We start from the raw sequence: 15,887 nt of genomic DNA, 5'->3' as shown, positions 1-15,887 counted from the left end.
ACCGGCCGACCACAAGCGCGAACATCTCCGGCTTGTTTCTGTCCGAAAGTAGTCATTCATCTGCACCGTGTGGTCGGAACGGCTCATTCCCCCCATTAAGGGGGTTGACCCGCCGGCGGAGGCGCATGGAGTCCTCGCGGCGCTCAGGGCCGCAGCGCCTCCACCACCAGATCGGTGAGCAGCGCCCCGGCCGTGCCGTCCGGGTCGAGGTCCGGGTCGTAGATCGTCACGTTCAGACCGGCGCACCGCTCGGAGCGCACCAGCGTCCGCAGCAGCGGCCTGAGTTCGCCGGGCAGCAGACCCCCGGGATCGGGACTGTCGACCGCGGGCATCACGGACGGGTCGAGCACATCGGCGTCCAGATGCACCCAGAAGCCGTCCAGGACGGGTGTCTCCAGACTGCGCACGGCCGCCCCCGCCACCTCGGCCACCCCCCACTCGCGCAGCTCGCCCACCGTGGCGACGGGGATCTTCAGCGCGCCCAGCTCGGTACGGTCCTCCTCGTCGTCGTCACGGATGCCGAACAGCCGCACGTCCTCGTCGCGCAGGTACGGCTTCAGCCCGTCGATGTCGGCGAGTTCGTCCTGCCCGCGCCCGGTCGCGATCGCCAGCTCCTCCCCGGCCGCCGCGCCGATCCGGTCGGAGTTGCCCGTGTGCCGGAAGTCGGCCGACGCGTCGACGGCCGCGAGCCCGTAGCGACCCAGGCGCCGGAGCGCCAGCGAGGCGCCGAGCTGGATGGAGCAGTCGCCGCCGAGGACGAGGGGGAAGTCCCCTGCCCGCACGTGCCCCTCGATCCGTTCGGCCAGCCTCCGCGTGTACGCGGCGATGGCGGCGGCGTGGAAGACGCCGTCCCCCTCTCGCCAGTCCCCCCGGTCGTAGCGCGGCGGGACGACGACCCCGCCCTCGGACGCGTTCAGCCGCCGCACGATCCCGTTGTCGCGCAGCGCTCCGGCGAGCTTGTGACAGCCCGGCACGGTGCCGGGGGCCGGAGGGCGCAGCCCCAGGTTGGACGGGGCGTCGATGATCACGATGTTTCGCATGCCGCCATCCTCCGTGCCGCTCCCGAGCGGCATCAACGGTTCCGCGTCACCGTCTTCGCGGTCATCGCGCAGTTGTCGTCGCGCGAATGTCCCCGCCGCCGGTACGTCCCGCGCGACCGTCCCGCCCGTACGTCCCGCCCGCCCGTCCCGCGCGCACCTTCCGCCCGTACGGATGTGCGCCCCCTGGGCGCGCGGGCGCACATCGCCGTACCCCCCCACGGGGCATCGCCGTCCGGCGGGGCACTGGGCAGGATCAGCTCCGGCGATCTTGTCGCGCGCCGCCCCGGCGGGCGGCAGGCCGAGCGCCACCCATCCGGATCCTCGAAGCCAGGGCCAGGACGACCAGCCGCAGATGCACCAGGAGCTCGACGACAACCGCCGAGCACGGCCGCACCGCCGTTGACGGCGACCCCCGGCCGCTGACGAAGGCCGCCACCGCCGCCGACGGCGACCCCGCGTGCCGTTCCGGCCGCCGGAACGGCACGCCCTCCCGGCGGCGTACGGACCTACTAGCATCGGCCGATTCCGGGGCAGCGACCGGACGGCCGCGCCGCCCATGCTGGACGCGGAGGTGTGCGGTGCGCTGCTTCACGGACCCGGAGAACGGCTGGGAGCTGGTCTGGCGACGTCCCGACCCGCGACTGTGGCCCGGTGTGGTGCAGTACCGGGGATACCGGCTCGCCCTGCGGGAGCCGCGCAGACGGCTGGAGATCCCCGACGGGGCCGTGACCCTGGTGCTGCCCTTCGAGAACCGGCTGCTCACCTCGGACGTCGCCGCACCCACCGGGCCCGGCGGGGGACCGGTCCGGCAGCCGCCCGTGGAGCATCGCACCGGCCTCCTCTCCGCCCTGCGCACCGGGCCGACCCTCGGCGAGCACAGCGGCCACCTGCACGGGGTGGAGGTCGCCATGACGCCCTGGGCCGCGTACACGCTCTTCGGCATGCCCATGCACGAGTGGGCCGGACGGATCGTCGACCCGGCCGACCTGGCCGGCCGCCGGGTCGGCCGGCTCGGTGAGGCGCTGGCCTGCCTCCCCGACTGGGAGGGGCGCTTCACGCTGCTGGACGCCGAGTTGTGCCGCTGGTGGCGCGAGGGCCCGGAGCCCTCACCACGTGTGGTGTGGGCGTGGAACGAGCTCCGCCGGACGGGCGGCGCCGTCCCCATCGGGCGCCTCGCGGAACGGACCGGCTGGGGGTGGCGGCAGTTCGACGGCCACTTCCGGAGCCAGATCGGCCTGCCGCCCAAGGTGGTGGCCCGCATCCTGCGGCTGCACCGGGCGCTGCGGCTGCTGCTCGGCGGTACGGCGGGGGCGTCGGCGGCCGCCCTGTGCGGCTTCTCCGACCAGGCGCACATGAGCCGGGAGGTGCGGCGGATGACCGGTTTCCCGCCGTCGCGCCTGCTGCCGGCGCGGCTGCCCGTACCGGCCGATCCCCTCTTCCAGGACCGCATCCGCGGCCGGGTCACCAGCTTCGGCTGGCCCGGACCCTGACACCCCCGGCGGCCCGCCCGGCCAGGTGCTCCCGCCTGCCCCCGCTCGTACGGCTCAGCGGGTGCGGGGGACCGGCTCGGCCCCCGTCTCCACCAGGAAGTCGGTGAGCACCCGGGCCAGCCGCTCGGGCTGGTCCTCGGGGACTAGGGTGGACGAATCGGCGATCTCCACCAGCCGCCCCCGCGGATAGAGCCCGGCAAGCCGCGGGCCGTGCTCACGCGGCATCAGCCGGTCCTCGGTCGCCCACACGACCAGCACCGGGCGGTCGAAGTCCCGCAGCCGCTCGCTCCACGCCAGCAGGGTGGCCCGGTCGGGCGCCCCGGTGGCGAACTTGGCGAAGTCCCTGCGGATGGCCCTGCTCCGGGTGGCGGGAGCGAACCAGTCGTCCAGGACCTCGTCGGGGACGCCGCGCAGGCTCATCCCGCCGTAGCCGCCGCGCATGTGCCGGAACGCCGGGACACGCATCAGGCTCGTCAACAGCCGGACGCCGCCGGGGACCGCGCACACCCGCGCCATCGCCTTGGCCGGCCCCGGCGGGAAGTTGTCGAAGGCTTCGCAGGCCACCAGCACCAGGCGCGCCAGCCGCTGCGCCCGCCCCTCCGACACCAGGAACTGGCCCCCGCCCCAGTCGTTGAGGACGAGGGTGACCCGGTCGAGCCCGAGCCGTTCGATGAACTCGCCCAGGAGCAGGGCGACACCGCGCTGGGACAGGTCGGCGTCCGGGCGCATCGGCCGGCGGTGGCCCCCGAGCGGCAGCGTGGGCAGGACGCAGCGGTACCCGTCCAGCAGTGGTACGACCTTGCGCCACTGCGTCTCGTTCATCGGCAGACCGTGGCCGAACACCAGCACGGGCCCGTCCCCGCCGGTGTCCTGATAGTCGATCGGTCCGGCCGACAGCTCGATCTCCGGCATCACACCCCCACCTCGGTTCACCCTCTCGTCCGCTGCTCGTTCGCTTCGCGTCCGCGTCTCGCTCGTTCCGATCTATCACGTCCCACCGCCGGGCGAGCGGAAACCGGCCGAGGAATCGGGCCCGGCGCCGGCGGCGCCAGAATCTTCAAGACCCCGCGGCCCCGCCTCACGAGGATGTTCCCCGGTGGCGCGGACGGCCTCCCGCCGGCCCGAACCACCGTCGCGTCAGTGGACGACCACCACGCAACAACGACACAAGGGGGAACACCGCATGAGGAACACCGTCAGGAACAGGAAGACGCTCGCGGTCACCTGCGTGACGGCGGCCGTCGTCACGCTCGGCGGGCTGACGGCAGCGGCCCCGGCCGCCGCCGAGACCTCCGGCGCGGGCACGGCGACCGTCTCCGGCCGGGGCGTCACCGCCACGTTCGAGGGCGGACGGCTGGACCTGGCGCGCGGCTGGGGGGACGCCAGGGCGTGCGGGGTGTGGCGCGACGCCGTCACCTGCTTCCGTACCGTCGCGGAACTCGACCGCAATGCCGCCGCCGTGGGCCGCGCCCGGGCCGAGTCGGGGGCGCTCGCCGCCTGCTCGTCCCCGCTCCAGCTCGCCGAGCACAACAACCTGCGCCCCCGGATCCTGCGGTTCTACGACCGGGGTTACTGGCAGAACCTCGACCGGTACAGCTTCAACGACAAGACGTCCTCGTACCGGACCGGCGCCTGCACCGCGCACCTGGCCGAGCACAACGACGGCCGCGGCTACTGGTATCCGGGCAACACCGGACCGAACCACACCGAGAACGCGATGCGCAGCGGGTGGAACGACCGGGTGAGCTCCATCAAGATCGACTGACCGAAGCACCGGGGCACACCCGGGCACGGGGGCATCAGGCCCGGCCGTCGCGGTCCCACCGCGGCGGCCGACGCCGTTCCACCGGCCGTACCTCGCGGGGAGCCCAACAGCCCACCGAGACCTGAGACGTACGTCCTTGGTACCGCACCACCCCGGCCCCCGGCCCGATCCGTGGCCGGCCGCCTCGGCGATAGCGTCCCACCATGCGTATCGGACTTCTTGGCACCGGACATGTCGCACAAGCCCTGGCGAAGGGCTGGAGAGCCGCCGGGCACGAGGTGCTCCTCGGCTCCCGCCATCCCGGCGAACGGACCGGCCTGGGGCTCCCCGTGGCGAGCCTCGGCGAGACCGCCGCCCACGCGGAGGTCCTGGTCAACGCCACTCCCGGAACGGTCTCCGTGGAGTTGCTCCGCTCCATCGGGGCGCCCGCCCTCGCCGGCATCCCGCTGATCGACGTCGGGGTCGGGCTCTCCGACGACTACACCGAACTGTCCCACCCCAACAGCAGCCTGGGCGAACAGATCCAGGCGGCCTTCCCCCGCACGCCGGTGGTGAAGACGCTGTGCACCATGGACGCCTCCGTGATGACCGCCCCGGACACCCTCGACGGCCCCAGCACCGTTTTCCTCTCCGGCGACGACGCCGAGGCCAAGCGCACCACCGCCCGGCTCCTCACCGACCTCGGCTGGCCCGCCTCGTCGCAGCTGGACATCGGCGGGATCACCACGGCCCGCGGCCAGGAGCACTTCGCCCTGCTGTTCATGGGCATCGCGGGCGGCCTGGGCGGCCACACGTTCAACATCAGGGTGGTCCCGCCCCGCGTCAGCACAGAAGAATGAGGCTTCGGCGCAGCTGACTGAGGGTCAGGGCAGGTGACTGAGCTTCAGCGCAGCAGGGTGAGCGTCAGCGCGCCGATCACGGTGGCCAGGGAGCAGCCGAGCATCACGGTCCGCCCGCGCCACGGCCCGGTGCCACCGCCGTCCCCGCCGCCCCGGCCGGCGGCCCGGGGGACGGGCGCCGATGGCGCGGTCAGCTCGGCGCACCGGGGGCAGGGGGTGTCGTGGGAGTCGAACCAGTACGCGCCGTCCAGCGCGGCGAAAGGAAGGCTGTTCACACCGGGCCAACCGCGCGGACGGACGGGCGGCAACGCGTCGGCCGCCAGTCGCAACCGGATCGCGACCTCGCCCATACCCGCGGCATAGGCGCGGACCCGGCCCCTCCACCGGGAGGCGAGCGCGGGCGCTAGTAGTACCCCTTCACCCCGTCGAGCAGCTCCCGCACGATGTCCGCGTGCCCCGCGTGCCGCCCGGTCTCCTCGATGAGGTGAATGAGCATCCAGCGCAGGTTGGCGCCGCCGGAGCGGTAGTCGGGGTGCCGGCCGACGTCGTCCAGGGAGGCCGCGGCCACGATCTCGTCGCTGCGGGCGCACTGGGCCTCCTACTCGGCGAGCAGCTGCTTCAGCGGGACGCCGTCCGTGAGCCAGCTGGCGTCCTCCTCGGTCTCGTCGAAGGAGGGGTTCCGCGTCTGGTCGCCGCCGAGGAACAGCACCTCCAGCCAGCAGTGTTCGACCCATCGCATATGGCTCACGAGCCCGGCCATCGTCATCGCCGGCGACGTCGGGACGACGGAGCGATGCGCGTCCGCCTCGCCGAGGCCGTCGCACTTCCACCGCAGGATCTGCCGCTGGAGATTCAGCCAGCCCACGAGCGCGGTGCGCTCGTCCGCCCGGAGGGGAGGTCGCTCAAGTGAAGGTGTCATGCCTGCGGACGATAGGACGCCCGGGCCCGGCTGTCTCCCGGCTTTCCCGGCCCGGGCCGCCAACTCCCGCTCGTACGACTCCAGTTGTCGCTTCCGCCCGTGCAGCCGGCCCCCGGCGCCGGCCGCTGTGGCCACTGGCCGTTCTCGGCCTCAGGCGGGCGGGTGCTGGCCCGGGCCGGCGTGGGCCGGGGCGAGCGGGGTGGGGGAGAGGGCCGTGTCCTCCTCACCCGGTTCGAGAAGGGTGTCGGCGGCGCCGACGATCAGCGGATCGGGAGTGCCGACCACCTCCTCGTCCTTGTTGTCGTAGTCGATGCGGCTGAGCAGGTGCCGCATCGCCTCCAGGCGGGCGCGGCGCTTGTCGTTGCTCTTGACCACCGTCCACGGCGCCTCCACGGTGTCGGTGGCGCGGAACATGGCGACCTTCGCCTCGGTGTAGGCGTCCCACAGGTCCAGCGAGGCGAGGTCGGTGGGGGAGAGCTTCCACTGGCGTACCGGGTCCACCTGCCGGATGGCGAACCGCGTACGCTGCTCGGCGCGCGAGACGGAGAACCAGAACTTCACCAGGTGGATGCCGTCCTCCACCAGCATCCGCTCGAAGGCGGGGCACTGCTTGAGGAAGAGGTCGTACTGCTCGTCGGAGCAAAAGCCCATGACCCGCTCGACACCGGCGCGGTTGTACCAGGACCGGTCGAAGAACACCAGCTCACCGGGGCCGGGCAAGTGCCCCACGTAACGCTGGAAGTACCACTGCCCGGACTCCTTGCTGGTCGGCTTGTCCAGGGCCACCACCCGCGCACCCCGGGGGTTCAGCCGCTCGGTGAACCGCTGGATCGTGCCGCCCTTGCCGGCCGCGTCCCGGCCCTCGCAGATCACGATGAGGCGCGAGTCCGTCTCCTTGACCCAGCGCTGCAGCTTCAGCAGCTCTATCTGGAGCGTCCGCTTGATCCGCTCGTACTCGGCCCGGCGGACCTTGCGGGAGTACGGGTAGTTCTCCTGCCAGGTGCGGATCGGCCGCCCGTCCCCGTCGAAGAGGATCGGCCGCTCCGGCCGGCTGTCGTCCACACTGAAACCGGCCAGCAGATCCTTCTCGGCCTCGCCCACGAGCGGCTCTCCCTCCGCGCGGTGTCCCTCACCATTGTCGCGCCACAGCCACCGGACGGCAGGGCACGAACCCGCATGTACCCCGGCGATCCCGCCGTACGTACGCGAGACCCCACCAGTCCACCGGGTTCGTCCTCACGCAACGCGCCCGGGCGGCTACAGGGGCGGTCCCGCCAGGTGATCGCCGGGGCGGTGGCGGGTGCGGGCGGCCAGCACGGCGACGTCGTCCTCGGCGTGCCGGGCGTCCAGCCGGTCCAGCACCTCGCCGATCAGCTCCCCCACCGTGCCGCCCGGTGACGGCCGCAGTCCGGTCAGCCGGGCGAGAGACGCGTCGATGTCCTCCCCGCGACGCTCCACCAGCCCGTCGGTGAACATCAGGAGCGTCTCGTCCGGCGTCAGGGCGCGGGCCGACATCTCGTACCCGCCGAACCCCGTCCCCAGCGGAGGGCCGACCGGTACGGGCACCAGCTCCCCGGTGCCGTCGGCGGAGAACACCACCGGCGGCAGGTGCCCGGCGCTGGCGAACGCCACCACCCCGCGCGCGGGGTCCACCCGCCCCAGCAGGCACGTCGCGGGCCGCCGGACGCCGTCGCCCGCCACGGCGGCGTCCAGCTGCCGCAGCACCCGGTGGGGCGGCAGGTCGGTCGAGGCGATGTACCGGAGCATCGAGCGGTACGCGTTCATGTCGACGGCCGCGTCCAGGCCGTGGCCCATGACGTCCCCCATGACCAGCAGGGTGCGCCCGTAGTGCAGGCGTACGGTCTCGTACCAGTCGCCGCCCACCAGGGCGCCACCGCCCGAGGGAAGGTAGTGCGTGGCGAGATCGAGGTTCGGGTGCGGCTGCCCGGGCTCGGTCAGCAGCGCCCGCTGGAGACTGACCGCCGTGTCGCGCACCCGGGCGTGCTCGCGGGCGTGCCGGACGTGCACGGCGGCCAGTCGGGCGGCGAAGTGCACCACGGCGGTGTCAGAGTCCGTGAAGGGGCGCCGGGCCCGCAGCGCGAGCGCGCTGCCGTACAGCCGCCGCCCATGGACCAGGGGCACCGACACCGCGTACGGCGGCCCGCCCGAGAGGACGATCGGCTGCCCCTCGTCGTGCGCCTCGACGGAGGGTGCCGCGCCGGAGGGTGCCGCACCGGAGGGCGCCGCGCCGGGGGAGAGGCGCCCGAGCAGGCCGTCCGGGTCGGCGGCCACACGCAGGGCCTCGCCCGGCTCCCCGGCGACCCCGGCCGTGGCGGTCACGTCCACCATCGCCGCGTCGCACAGGTCGCGGCACAGGAACCGGACCAGCTCCTCGCAGGTGCCCCGCTCGTCCAGCGCCGTACCGATCGACTCGACCGCCTGCTCCAGCAGCACCAGCCGCGCCCCGGCGGGCCCGCTCGCCGCCCCGCCGCGCTCGTCACCGCCGCTCCGGCTCACCCCTCGCCCGCCTCCTCCCGGCCGCCGCCCCGCCGGCGCGGGGAACTCCCGCCATACCATCAGCCCGGTGACGCCGAGCGGTTCACCGGAACCGCTCCAACCGGGTGAATCGGCGCGGGGGCCGGGGGGAGCCGGACCAGGAGCTGGCCCGGCACCTCGCCCCGGGGCCTCAGGCCGTACGGCGGCCCGTGGTGGAGGCGAAGCCCAGCCAGGTGTGGCGGTTGCCCCACCAGCACCAGCCGACCTTCGGGGCATTGCGCCGCTCGCGGCCGTCCCGGCCGGTGCCGTTGCTGATCCAGAGAGCGGGAGTACGGGAGTCGAAGGTGCCGTTCGGCTTGCGCAGCCGGGAGCCGATGGTCATGAAGCACAGGTTGCGTTCGAGGGCCGACGGCTGCTGGATCACCCAGTGGATGCCCTCGGTGAGCACCAGCGGGCTGCGCCCCTCACCGGTCAGGGCCGGCAGCGCCTCCTCCGGGCTCCAGTTGGCCATGCGGTCGCCCCGGTCGATCCCGGTCACCAGGTAGAGCGGCGAGTCCGGCAGATCGATGCCCTGCGGGGTGAAGAGGTCGACGTCGGGCATGTCGGTGACGACGAACCCCGGCTTGTCGCCGAGGCGGAGCAGCGGTGCGAGCAGCGAGGCGGGCGCCCGGTCGGGGTGCAGGGCGAGCAGGGTGCCGCCGTCTCCGCAGTCTCCGCCGTCCTCGCCGTGGGCCTTGTCGGCGAAGGCGCGGACGTCCTCGGCGGTGATTCCCGCCCGGGTGTGCAGATCGAGTGCGATGAGACGTTCCGCCTGGGCGGACAGCGACGGCAGGGGGAGCGGTACGGCGGTCGTGGGGGCGTCGGGCAATGCGACTCCTCGTCAGCGCGGGCCAGTGCAAAGGTGCTACCGACGTAAAAGTAGCCCCACTCCCCCTGGGGTGTCAACATAAAATTACTATGTACGTAAGATTTTTTTCCGGGCTACTCCTCCTCGACGGCGGCCCGTGCCGTCCCGCCCCGGGATGAGCCGGTGCGCAGTCGCGCCTCCACCCGCTCCAGCCGGCGCCGGGACCGGCGCACCGACCAGGGGTTGCTCAGTGCGAGCGCCATCAGGAATCCGGTGAGCGCGGCCGAGCCGTGGTCCCCGGCCGCCAGTTGCGACACCCCCGTCACCAGCCAGACGGCCGCCAGCCCGAACGCGAGCACCTGGAGAACCCTGCTGCTCTGCTGCCCCAGCATGCGGCGTTGGCGCTCGGCGATCTCGCGCGCGGCGCCGCGCTCGGCCTCCTCGTCCGGTACGCGCCCCCGGCGCAGCTCGTGCCCGATCCGCACGTACCGGTTCGTGCTCAGCCCCCAGCGCCGGGCTCGCCGCCCCTCGTACGACCGCACCACGGCGATCAGCACCGTTGACAGGGCCGGCATCGCCGCCCCGCCGATCAGCCCCACCGTGACCCGGGCGCCCGGATCCGCGACCAGCGCCCCCGTGCCGAAACCCCACACCGTCACAGCCGCAAGGATCAACGCGTAGAATCGCAACGCCCAGTGACGGTCCGTCATCTCCCTCATGCCTGACATCCGCCCCTCCCGTCCGTCTCGCGGCTCGCCTACCCCCGGCGGGCCCGAGCGTGCCCGGACGCCCTCGTTCCGCGGGAGCGGGTGTCACGTCTGCTGCCGGAGGGCCTCTTCGGTCGCGCGTACGAACCCGTCGGGGTTGTCCAGCATGATGTTGTGGCCGCAGCGGGGGACCGGGACGACACGGACGCCTGCCTCGGCGAGGGCGGCGGCACCGGCCGGTGCGCCCCCTGCCGCCGGGTACAGGAAGGTGCGCGGGACCGTCAGGCCGACCAGCAGTTCGCGCATGGTGGGCGTGGTGCCGCGGGCAAGGTGGGTGGCGCTGCGGTGGAGCGCCTCCAGCCCGGCCAGGCGCATGGTGGACCACCAGTGGGCCCCCGCCCGGTCGCGGAAGTCCTCCCATCCGCCGGCGAGGAACTCGTCCTCCTCGTACGCGGCGATGCCCCTGCTGCCGACCACCGTGATGTCGGGCGCCGCGGGGTCCAGGTTGGCGTCGACCAGGACGAGCCGGGAGACCAGCCCGGGATGGCGGGCCGCCAGCACGACGGCCACCGAACCGCCCATGCTGTGCGCGATCACCTCCGCCCCGCCGGCGCGGGCGGCCCGGAGCGCATCGGCCAGCGCGTCGGCGTGGGCCTCCAGTGTGTAATCGAAGTCGGTGGGCCGGTCACTGTGGCCGTGACCGAGCAGGTCCACGAGGAGGGAGCGGTGGCCGCCGAGGCGCGGGTCGACCGCGACATGGGTGAAGTACGCGGGCGACGTGGCGCCGAGACCGTGCACATAGACCCGGGTGGGCTCGGCGCCGGGCAGTTCGACCCACCGTATGCGGTCGTTCCCGGCGGTGACGGTGGCGCTGCGCATGGACCGGCTCCTTGAATGAGGGGTGGGGGACGGGGAACTGGGGGCGGGGAGTGAGGCGAGGTGCGGGGTGCGTGCGGCCACCGACCCTAACCGCCGTCTGCCGGGGCAACGACCTTCTCGGCCCCGATGCGCCGGATGCGTGCGGTGCCCCACTCGCCCAGGGACGCGAGAGCGGCGTTCAGGGAGACGCCGTGCTCGGTCAGCGAGTACTCCACCTTGGGCGGCACCTCGCGGTACACCTCCCGGTGCACCAGCCCGTCCTCCTCCATCTCCCGGAGGTGCTGGATCAGCATCTTCTCGCTCACCCCCGGCAGGCCGCGCCGCAGCTCGGCGAACCGGCGGACCCCGTACTGCTCCAGCTCCCAGAGGATCAGCGACTTCCACTTGCCGGCCACGACGTCCATGGCCGCGTCGATTCCACAGAAGTACGGGCCGCGCCGCGCCGACTTCGCCATCCGCTCGTCCATCCCCTCCCGCACGACGGGCACTTACCCGCAGGTGCGTACCCCACTTTCAAGTCGGTACTGGTCCACCGTACCGGTGGCGGAGAGGATCGGAGCGAGAACGCGGAACACGAAGGGACACCCTCGATGACCACGGAGAACCATCAGGAGCGGGTCAGTGTGCTGGGGCTGGGCGCCATGGGCGGTGCCCTCGCCGAGGCCCTGATGCGGGCCGGCCACCCGACGACCGTCTGGAACCGCTCAGCCGGCAAGGCCGACGCGCTCGCCGCGCGGGGCGCGACGGCCGCCGCCACGGCCCGCGACGCGGTGCGGGCCGGCCCGGTGGTGATCGTCTGCCTGCTCGACCACGCGTCCGTCCACGAAGTGCTGGACCCGCTCGCCGGGGAGCTGGCCGGACGGACCGTCGTCAATGTGACCACGACGTCCCCCGCGCAGTCCCGGGAGCTGGCCGCCTGGGCGGAGCGGAGCGGCGTCACCTACCTGGACGGCGGCATCATGGCCGTACCGCAGATGATCGGCAAGCCCGGGTCGTCGGTCCTCTACAGCGGGGCGGCCGACGCCTTCCACCAGTACAAGCCCCTGCTCGACACCTGGGGGACGAGTACGTACCACGGTGAGGACGCCGGAATGGCGTCCCTCTACGACCTCGCGCTCCTCGCGGGTATGTACGTGATGTTCGCCGGGTTCCTGCACGGCGCCGCCATGGTCGCGCCGGCCGGGGTTTCCGCGAGCGAGTTCGCCGCCATGGCCGCGCCGTGGCTGCGCGCCATGACCGGTGCGTTCGAGGAGTACGCCGCCGTCATCGACGGTGGTGACTACGCCGTCGCGGGACAGCAGAGCCTCGTGTTCTCGTCCCTCGACGACATCCTGGACGCCAGTACCGGTCAGGGCGTCAGTACGGAGGTGGTCGCCGCCGTCCAGGGGCTGATCCAGCGTCAGATCGACGCCGGTCATGGACACGAGGGCTTCGCCCGCATCATCGAGAGCCTCCGGCACCCGGCCTGAGAGCTGCCGGCCCCGCGCCAGGCCCCCACACCGGCCGGTCGCCGGCCCGCCGGTCGGGCGGCGCCGCGCTCGACGCGCAGGGCGTGCGGGCGGAGTCGTACGCGGGGTGAGGCCCTCCACCGCCCCTCCCGGCAGGGGTCACCGGCCACGGGCGGAGGCCCGTCGGAGATGATGGCCCCCGCGCCACCGGGTCCACCGGACGGGCGCGGGCGGCGAGGCACATCCGGGCGCCGACGGGCCGGCAGTACGCAGAGAGGAAGGCACACGACCATGACGAGCGGGGACACCGGGGTCCGGGACGACATCGCGCTGGACGACCCGGTGGGCGAGTCGCTGCGCGGCCACCACGCGGCCCTCGGCCGCCGGCTCGGCCGGGCCGCCACCTACCTGTCCGACGTCACGACCTTCTCCACGGTCCCCGCAGCGGCGGAGAGCACGGACTGGGACGATCTCGCACGGCTCCTGGGCCGGGACGCCTTCGCGGACATGTTCAGCTGCCCGGCGAGCCCGCCGTCCGACTGGGAGCCCGTCTTCGTCCTCGAAGGCCGGCAGATGATCTGGCCCGCCGGGCATCCGGCTCCCGCGCTCCCGGCCGCCCCTGACCGGGCGGAGGCGGCGAGCGGCACCGCCGTGGTCGAACTGGGCGAGGCCGACGTGCCCGACATGCTCGACCTGATCGCCCGGACCCAGCCCGGCCCGTTCTGGCCGCGCACCCGCGAACTCGGCACGTACCTCGGCATCCGCGACGCCTCCGGCACTCTGGTGGCCATGGCCGGGGAACGGCTCCGTCCACCGGGCTGGACCGAGATCAGCGCCGTCTGCACGGACCCCGAGGCCCGGGGCCGCGGCCACGCCGCCCGACTGGTCGGCGCGCTCGCCGCGCGCATCCTGGCCCGCCACGAGCGTCCCTTCCTGCACGTGGCCGAGGCGAACACCGCCGCGATCGCCCTGTACGAACGGCTCGGCTTCACCACCCGCAAGCACGTGACGTTCCAGGGCTTCCGGACGCCCTGACGGCCTGCCCTGACGGCCCGCCTTGACGGTCCGCCTTGACGGTCCGCCCCGGACGGCCTCGCCCTGGTGGACGCCGTGGCGACCGGCTCCGACGCTCGCCTTCGCCGGTGGCCGGCCGGCGGCGCTTGACCTTGACACCGTGACAAGGTCTTCACTGCCGGACAAGGAGGTGATTCTCATGGCGATCACAGAACCCGGCACCCCTGTGCCCCACACCCTGCGACGGCTGGCGGACGCCGACGCCTCGGTGCGCCTGCGGGCCGCGCTGGACGCCGGCAGCACGCCCGACCCCCGCTACATCGAGCCCCTCGTCGAGCGCTGCGCCACCGAGCCGGAGTTCTTCGTCCGCGACATGCTCACCTGGGCCCTCACCCGCCACCCGTCGGACCTGACCCTTCCCGCGCTGCTCCGTGACGTCCGTTCGCCGCCGCGGGCCCAGGCACGCAGCCAGGCCCTCCACACCCTCTCGAAGATCGGGGACCGGCGGGCCTGGCCGGCCATCACCCCCGCGCTGCTGGCCGACCCCGACGACGAGGTGGCCCGCAGCGCGTGGCGCGCCGCCGTCCTCCTCGTACCGGAAGGCGAGGAGGCGGAACTCGCCACCGCGCTGGCGGCCCAGCTCGGGCGGGGCGGGACGGAGACCCACCGCAGCCTCAGCCGGGCCCTCGTCGCGCTCGGCGACGCGAGCGTACCGGCGCTGCTCGCCGCGACGACGGCACCCGGCGCCGGCACCCGCGCGCACGCACTCGCCACGCGGCGACTGCTGAGCGACCCCGACGCCGGATTCGCGTACGCCATCGAAGAAGCGAGGCGCGTCGTGGCCCTCGGCGGGCCGGGACAGGAAGGACGATGAGGCGTGCTGATCGGTGAGGTGGCGCGGCGGTCCGGAGTCAGCGCGCGCATGCTGCGGCACTACGAGGCGCTCGGCCTGGTGCGCCCGTCGGGCCGCACCGGCTCCGGCTACCGGGAGTACGCCCCGGAGGACGTCCAACGGGTCTTCCACATCGAGAGCCTGCGGTCCCTGGGGCTGTCGCTGCGGGAGATCGGCCGCGCGCTCGACGAGCCGGGCTTCACCCCGTCGGCGCTGGTGGGCGACCTGATCCGCCAGACGCGTGAACGCATCGCGGCGGAGACGGAGTTGCTCACGCGGCTGTGCCGGATCGACGCCACGGGCCCGGCCGGCTGGGAGGACGTCCTCCAAGTCGTCGCGCTTCTCAGGGCGCTGGGTTCGCAGCATGCCGCAGCCCGTCAGCGCGCGGCCCTCCACTCCGCCGACGAGGTCCCGGTGCCGGCGGAAGCGCTGGTCGAGGCGGTACTGAGCGAGACGGACCCGCACGTCGCCGGCGCCCTGCGCTGGGCGCTGGCCCGCGCGGGCGGCGAGGCACCGGCGCTGCTGGCGGCCGGTCTCGCCTCGCCGGTGGCCGCCGTGCGGGAACGTGCCGTGCGGGCCCTCACCGAACTGCCCGGCGCGGATGCCGACGTACACCTGGGCGCGGCCCTCGCGCACCCCGATGCCGTGGTACGCGGACAGGCGGCCCTGGCCCTCGGTTCACGGGGCGTGGCCGAAGCGGCTCCGACGCTCATCGACATGATCGTGGAGGGCCGGAACGACACCGACGCGGCCGACGCCCTGAGCGTGCTGGCGGGCGACACCGCGACGGCCGCGCACCTCACCGCCCGGATCGTCCACCGCCTCGCCGACGCCACCACCGCCCCGCCCGCCCGGGGACGCCTGACCCAGTCGCTGGCGGGCATCCCCGGGGCCGGGGCGGCGGCAGCCCTCGCGGAGCTGACCCACGACGCGGACCGCGCGGTCGCGCTGACCGCCACGTACCTCCTGCGGCTGCGCGACACGGACTGAGGTGCCCCGGCAGCTCGGCATCGCACCGGTCACGTGTCATGCCGGCAACGTGCACGCAGCCGTTGTCCAAGCTACGGACTGCCCAAAGCCCTTGACCCCCACCACGGTTGAGGTTCGAGGATGAAGCCATGACGACTTCCGGCAACGAGACTCTCCTCTTCCGCAACACCATGCGGATCACCGACGGCCACCTGGCCGGCTTCCGCGAAGCCATCGCCCAGGCAGTGGCGTTCGCCGAACAGCACGGCCCGCAGCTGATGGTGCAGACCTTCATCGACGAGCAGCGGATGCTCGCGCACAGCTTCCAGCTCTACCGGGACTCGGAAGCGGTCCGCACCCACTGGAAGCTGGCCGACCCCCATATCCAGGAGGTGATGAAGCACTGCCAGGTCGACCGCTTCGAGGTGTTCGGACAACCGGCCCCCGATGTCGCCGAAAGCCTGCGCCAGGCGCTCGGCGACCGGGTCGAGCCGGAGTTCTCCACCCGAGCCGCCGGTTTCACCCGCTTCCCGGCGTCGACACAGGTCTAGGTGGGTCGGCCCCGGGCCGCATATCCTTCCC

The 15,887-nt window shown here is 73.5% G+C and carries 17 protein-coding genes and 1 pseudogene; 8 read left to right on the top strand and 10 right to left on the bottom strand.

Annotated features, from left to right (window positions below; all coding sequences use genetic code 11):
- Positions 1 to 143: 143 nt before the first annotated feature.
- A complete protein-coding gene (locus ACF08D_RS16335; protein ID WP_392223284.1) occupies positions 144 to 1,040 on the bottom strand; it encodes an arginase family protein in 897 nt (298 codons plus the stop codon).
- 578 nt (positions 1,041 to 1,618) lie between these two features.
- On the opposite strand from ACF08D_RS16335, the gene ACF08D_RS16330 reads away from it, so the two are divergent.
- Positions 1,619 to 2,530 (top strand): helix-turn-helix domain-containing protein, encoded by a 912-nt coding sequence (locus ACF08D_RS16330; protein WP_392223283.1) that lies wholly within the window; start codon positions 1,619 to 1,621, stop codon positions 2,528 to 2,530.
- 54 nt (positions 2,531 to 2,584) lie between these two features.
- Here ACF08D_RS16330 and ACF08D_RS16325 read toward each other — a convergent pair whose 3' ends face one another.
- Positions 2,585 to 3,442 (bottom strand): alpha/beta fold hydrolase, encoded by an 858-nt coding sequence (locus ACF08D_RS16325; protein WP_392223282.1) that lies wholly within the window; start codon positions 3,440 to 3,442, stop codon positions 2,585 to 2,587.
- Positions 3,443 to 3,713: 271 nt separating this feature from the next.
- On the opposite strand from ACF08D_RS16325, the gene ACF08D_RS16320 reads away from it, so the two are divergent.
- Positions 3,714 to 4,295: a hypothetical protein gene (locus ACF08D_RS16320; protein ID WP_392223281.1), complete on the top strand. Its 582-nt coding sequence runs from the start codon at positions 3,714 to 3,716 to the stop codon at positions 4,293 to 4,295.
- A 203-nt stretch (positions 4,296 to 4,498) separates the two neighbouring features.
- Positions 4,499 to 5,134: an NADPH-dependent F420 reductase gene (locus tag ACF08D_RS16315; protein WP_392223280.1), complete on the top strand. Its 636-nt coding sequence runs from the start codon at positions 4,499 to 4,501 to the stop codon at positions 5,132 to 5,134.
- 44 nt (positions 5,135 to 5,178) lie between these two features.
- Here the strand turns inward: ACF08D_RS16315 and ACF08D_RS16310 are convergent, their stop codons facing one another.
- From ACF08D_RS16310 to ACF08D_RS16275, 8 genes and pseudogenes are all read right to left on the bottom strand, one after another.
- A complete protein-coding gene (locus ACF08D_RS16310) occupies positions 5,179 to 5,409 on the bottom strand; it encodes a hypothetical protein (RefSeq protein ID WP_392223279.1) in 231 nt (76 codons plus the stop codon).
- 128 nt (positions 5,410 to 5,537) lie between these two features.
- Positions 5,538 to 6,053: pseudogene (locus tag ACF08D_RS16305) on the bottom strand (DinB family protein).
- Between the two features lie 150 nt (positions 6,054 to 6,203).
- Positions 6,204 to 7,154: a polyphosphate kinase 2 gene (gene ppk2, locus ACF08D_RS16300; RefSeq protein WP_392223278.1), complete on the bottom strand. Its 951-nt coding sequence runs from the start codon at positions 7,152 to 7,154 to the stop codon at positions 6,204 to 6,206.
- 156 nt (positions 7,155 to 7,310) lie between these two features.
- Positions 7,311 to 8,570, bottom strand: a complete 1,260-nt coding sequence (locus ACF08D_RS16295) for a PP2C family protein-serine/threonine phosphatase (RefSeq protein WP_392223277.1) — start codon at positions 8,568 to 8,570, stop codon at positions 7,311 to 7,313.
- Positions 8,571 to 8,739: 169 nt separating this feature from the next.
- Positions 8,740 to 9,417 carry a DUF5701 family protein gene (locus ACF08D_RS16290; RefSeq protein ID WP_392223276.1) on the bottom strand — a complete coding sequence of 226 codons (678 nt, stop codon included), beginning with the start codon at positions 9,415 to 9,417 and terminating at the stop codon, positions 8,740 to 8,742.
- Positions 9,418 to 9,530: 113 nt separating this feature from the next.
- A complete protein-coding gene (locus tag ACF08D_RS16285; RefSeq protein ID WP_392223275.1) occupies positions 9,531 to 10,055 on the bottom strand; it encodes a hypothetical protein in 525 nt (174 codons plus the stop codon).
- Between the two features lie 153 nt (positions 10,056 to 10,208).
- Positions 10,209 to 10,982: an alpha/beta fold hydrolase gene (locus tag ACF08D_RS16280; protein WP_392223274.1), complete on the bottom strand. Its 774-nt coding sequence runs from the start codon at positions 10,980 to 10,982 to the stop codon at positions 10,209 to 10,211.
- 86 nt (positions 10,983 to 11,068) lie between these two features.
- Positions 11,069 to 11,437 (bottom strand): winged helix-turn-helix transcriptional regulator, encoded by a 369-nt coding sequence (locus ACF08D_RS16275; RefSeq protein WP_392224074.1) that lies wholly within the window; start codon positions 11,435 to 11,437, stop codon positions 11,069 to 11,071.
- A gap of 135 nt (positions 11,438 to 11,572) precedes the next feature.
- On the opposite strand from ACF08D_RS16275, the gene ACF08D_RS16270 reads away from it, so the two are divergent.
- The 5 genes from ACF08D_RS16270 to ACF08D_RS16250 all read left to right on the top strand — a co-directional run bounded on the left by ACF08D_RS16270 (position 11,573) and on the right by ACF08D_RS16250 (position 15,856).
- Entirely contained in the window at positions 11,573 to 12,451 is an 879-nt protein-coding gene (locus ACF08D_RS16270) for an NAD(P)-dependent oxidoreductase (RefSeq protein ID WP_392223273.1), read from the top strand.
- A gap of 270 nt (positions 12,452 to 12,721) precedes the next feature.
- Complete coding sequence (locus tag ACF08D_RS16265; protein WP_392223272.1) at positions 12,722 to 13,465, top strand: GNAT family N-acetyltransferase; 744 nt, start codon at positions 12,722 to 12,724, stop codon at positions 13,463 to 13,465.
- A gap of 178 nt (positions 13,466 to 13,643) precedes the next feature.
- Positions 13,644 to 14,318, top strand: a complete 675-nt coding sequence (locus ACF08D_RS16260) for a HEAT repeat domain-containing protein (protein WP_392223271.1) — start codon at positions 13,644 to 13,646, stop codon at positions 14,316 to 14,318.
- Positions 14,319 to 14,321: 3 nt separating this feature from the next.
- Positions 14,322 to 15,326: a MerR family transcriptional regulator gene (locus ACF08D_RS16255; protein ID WP_392223270.1), complete on the top strand. Its 1,005-nt coding sequence runs from the start codon at positions 14,322 to 14,324 to the stop codon at positions 15,324 to 15,326.
- Positions 15,327 to 15,454: 128 nt separating this feature from the next.
- Positions 15,455 to 15,856, top strand: coding sequence for a hypothetical protein (locus ACF08D_RS16250; protein ID WP_392223269.1), 402 nt, complete (start codon positions 15,455 to 15,457; stop codon positions 15,854 to 15,856).
- The last annotated feature ends 31 nt before the right edge of the window (positions 15,857 to 15,887 follow it).

This window comes from Streptomyces sp. NPDC015131 (genome assembly GCF_043079975.1).
Lineage (GTDB): Bacteria > Actinomycetota > Actinomycetes > Streptomycetales > Streptomycetaceae > Streptomyces.
This window is presented reverse-complemented; position numbering and strand designations above follow the sequence as displayed.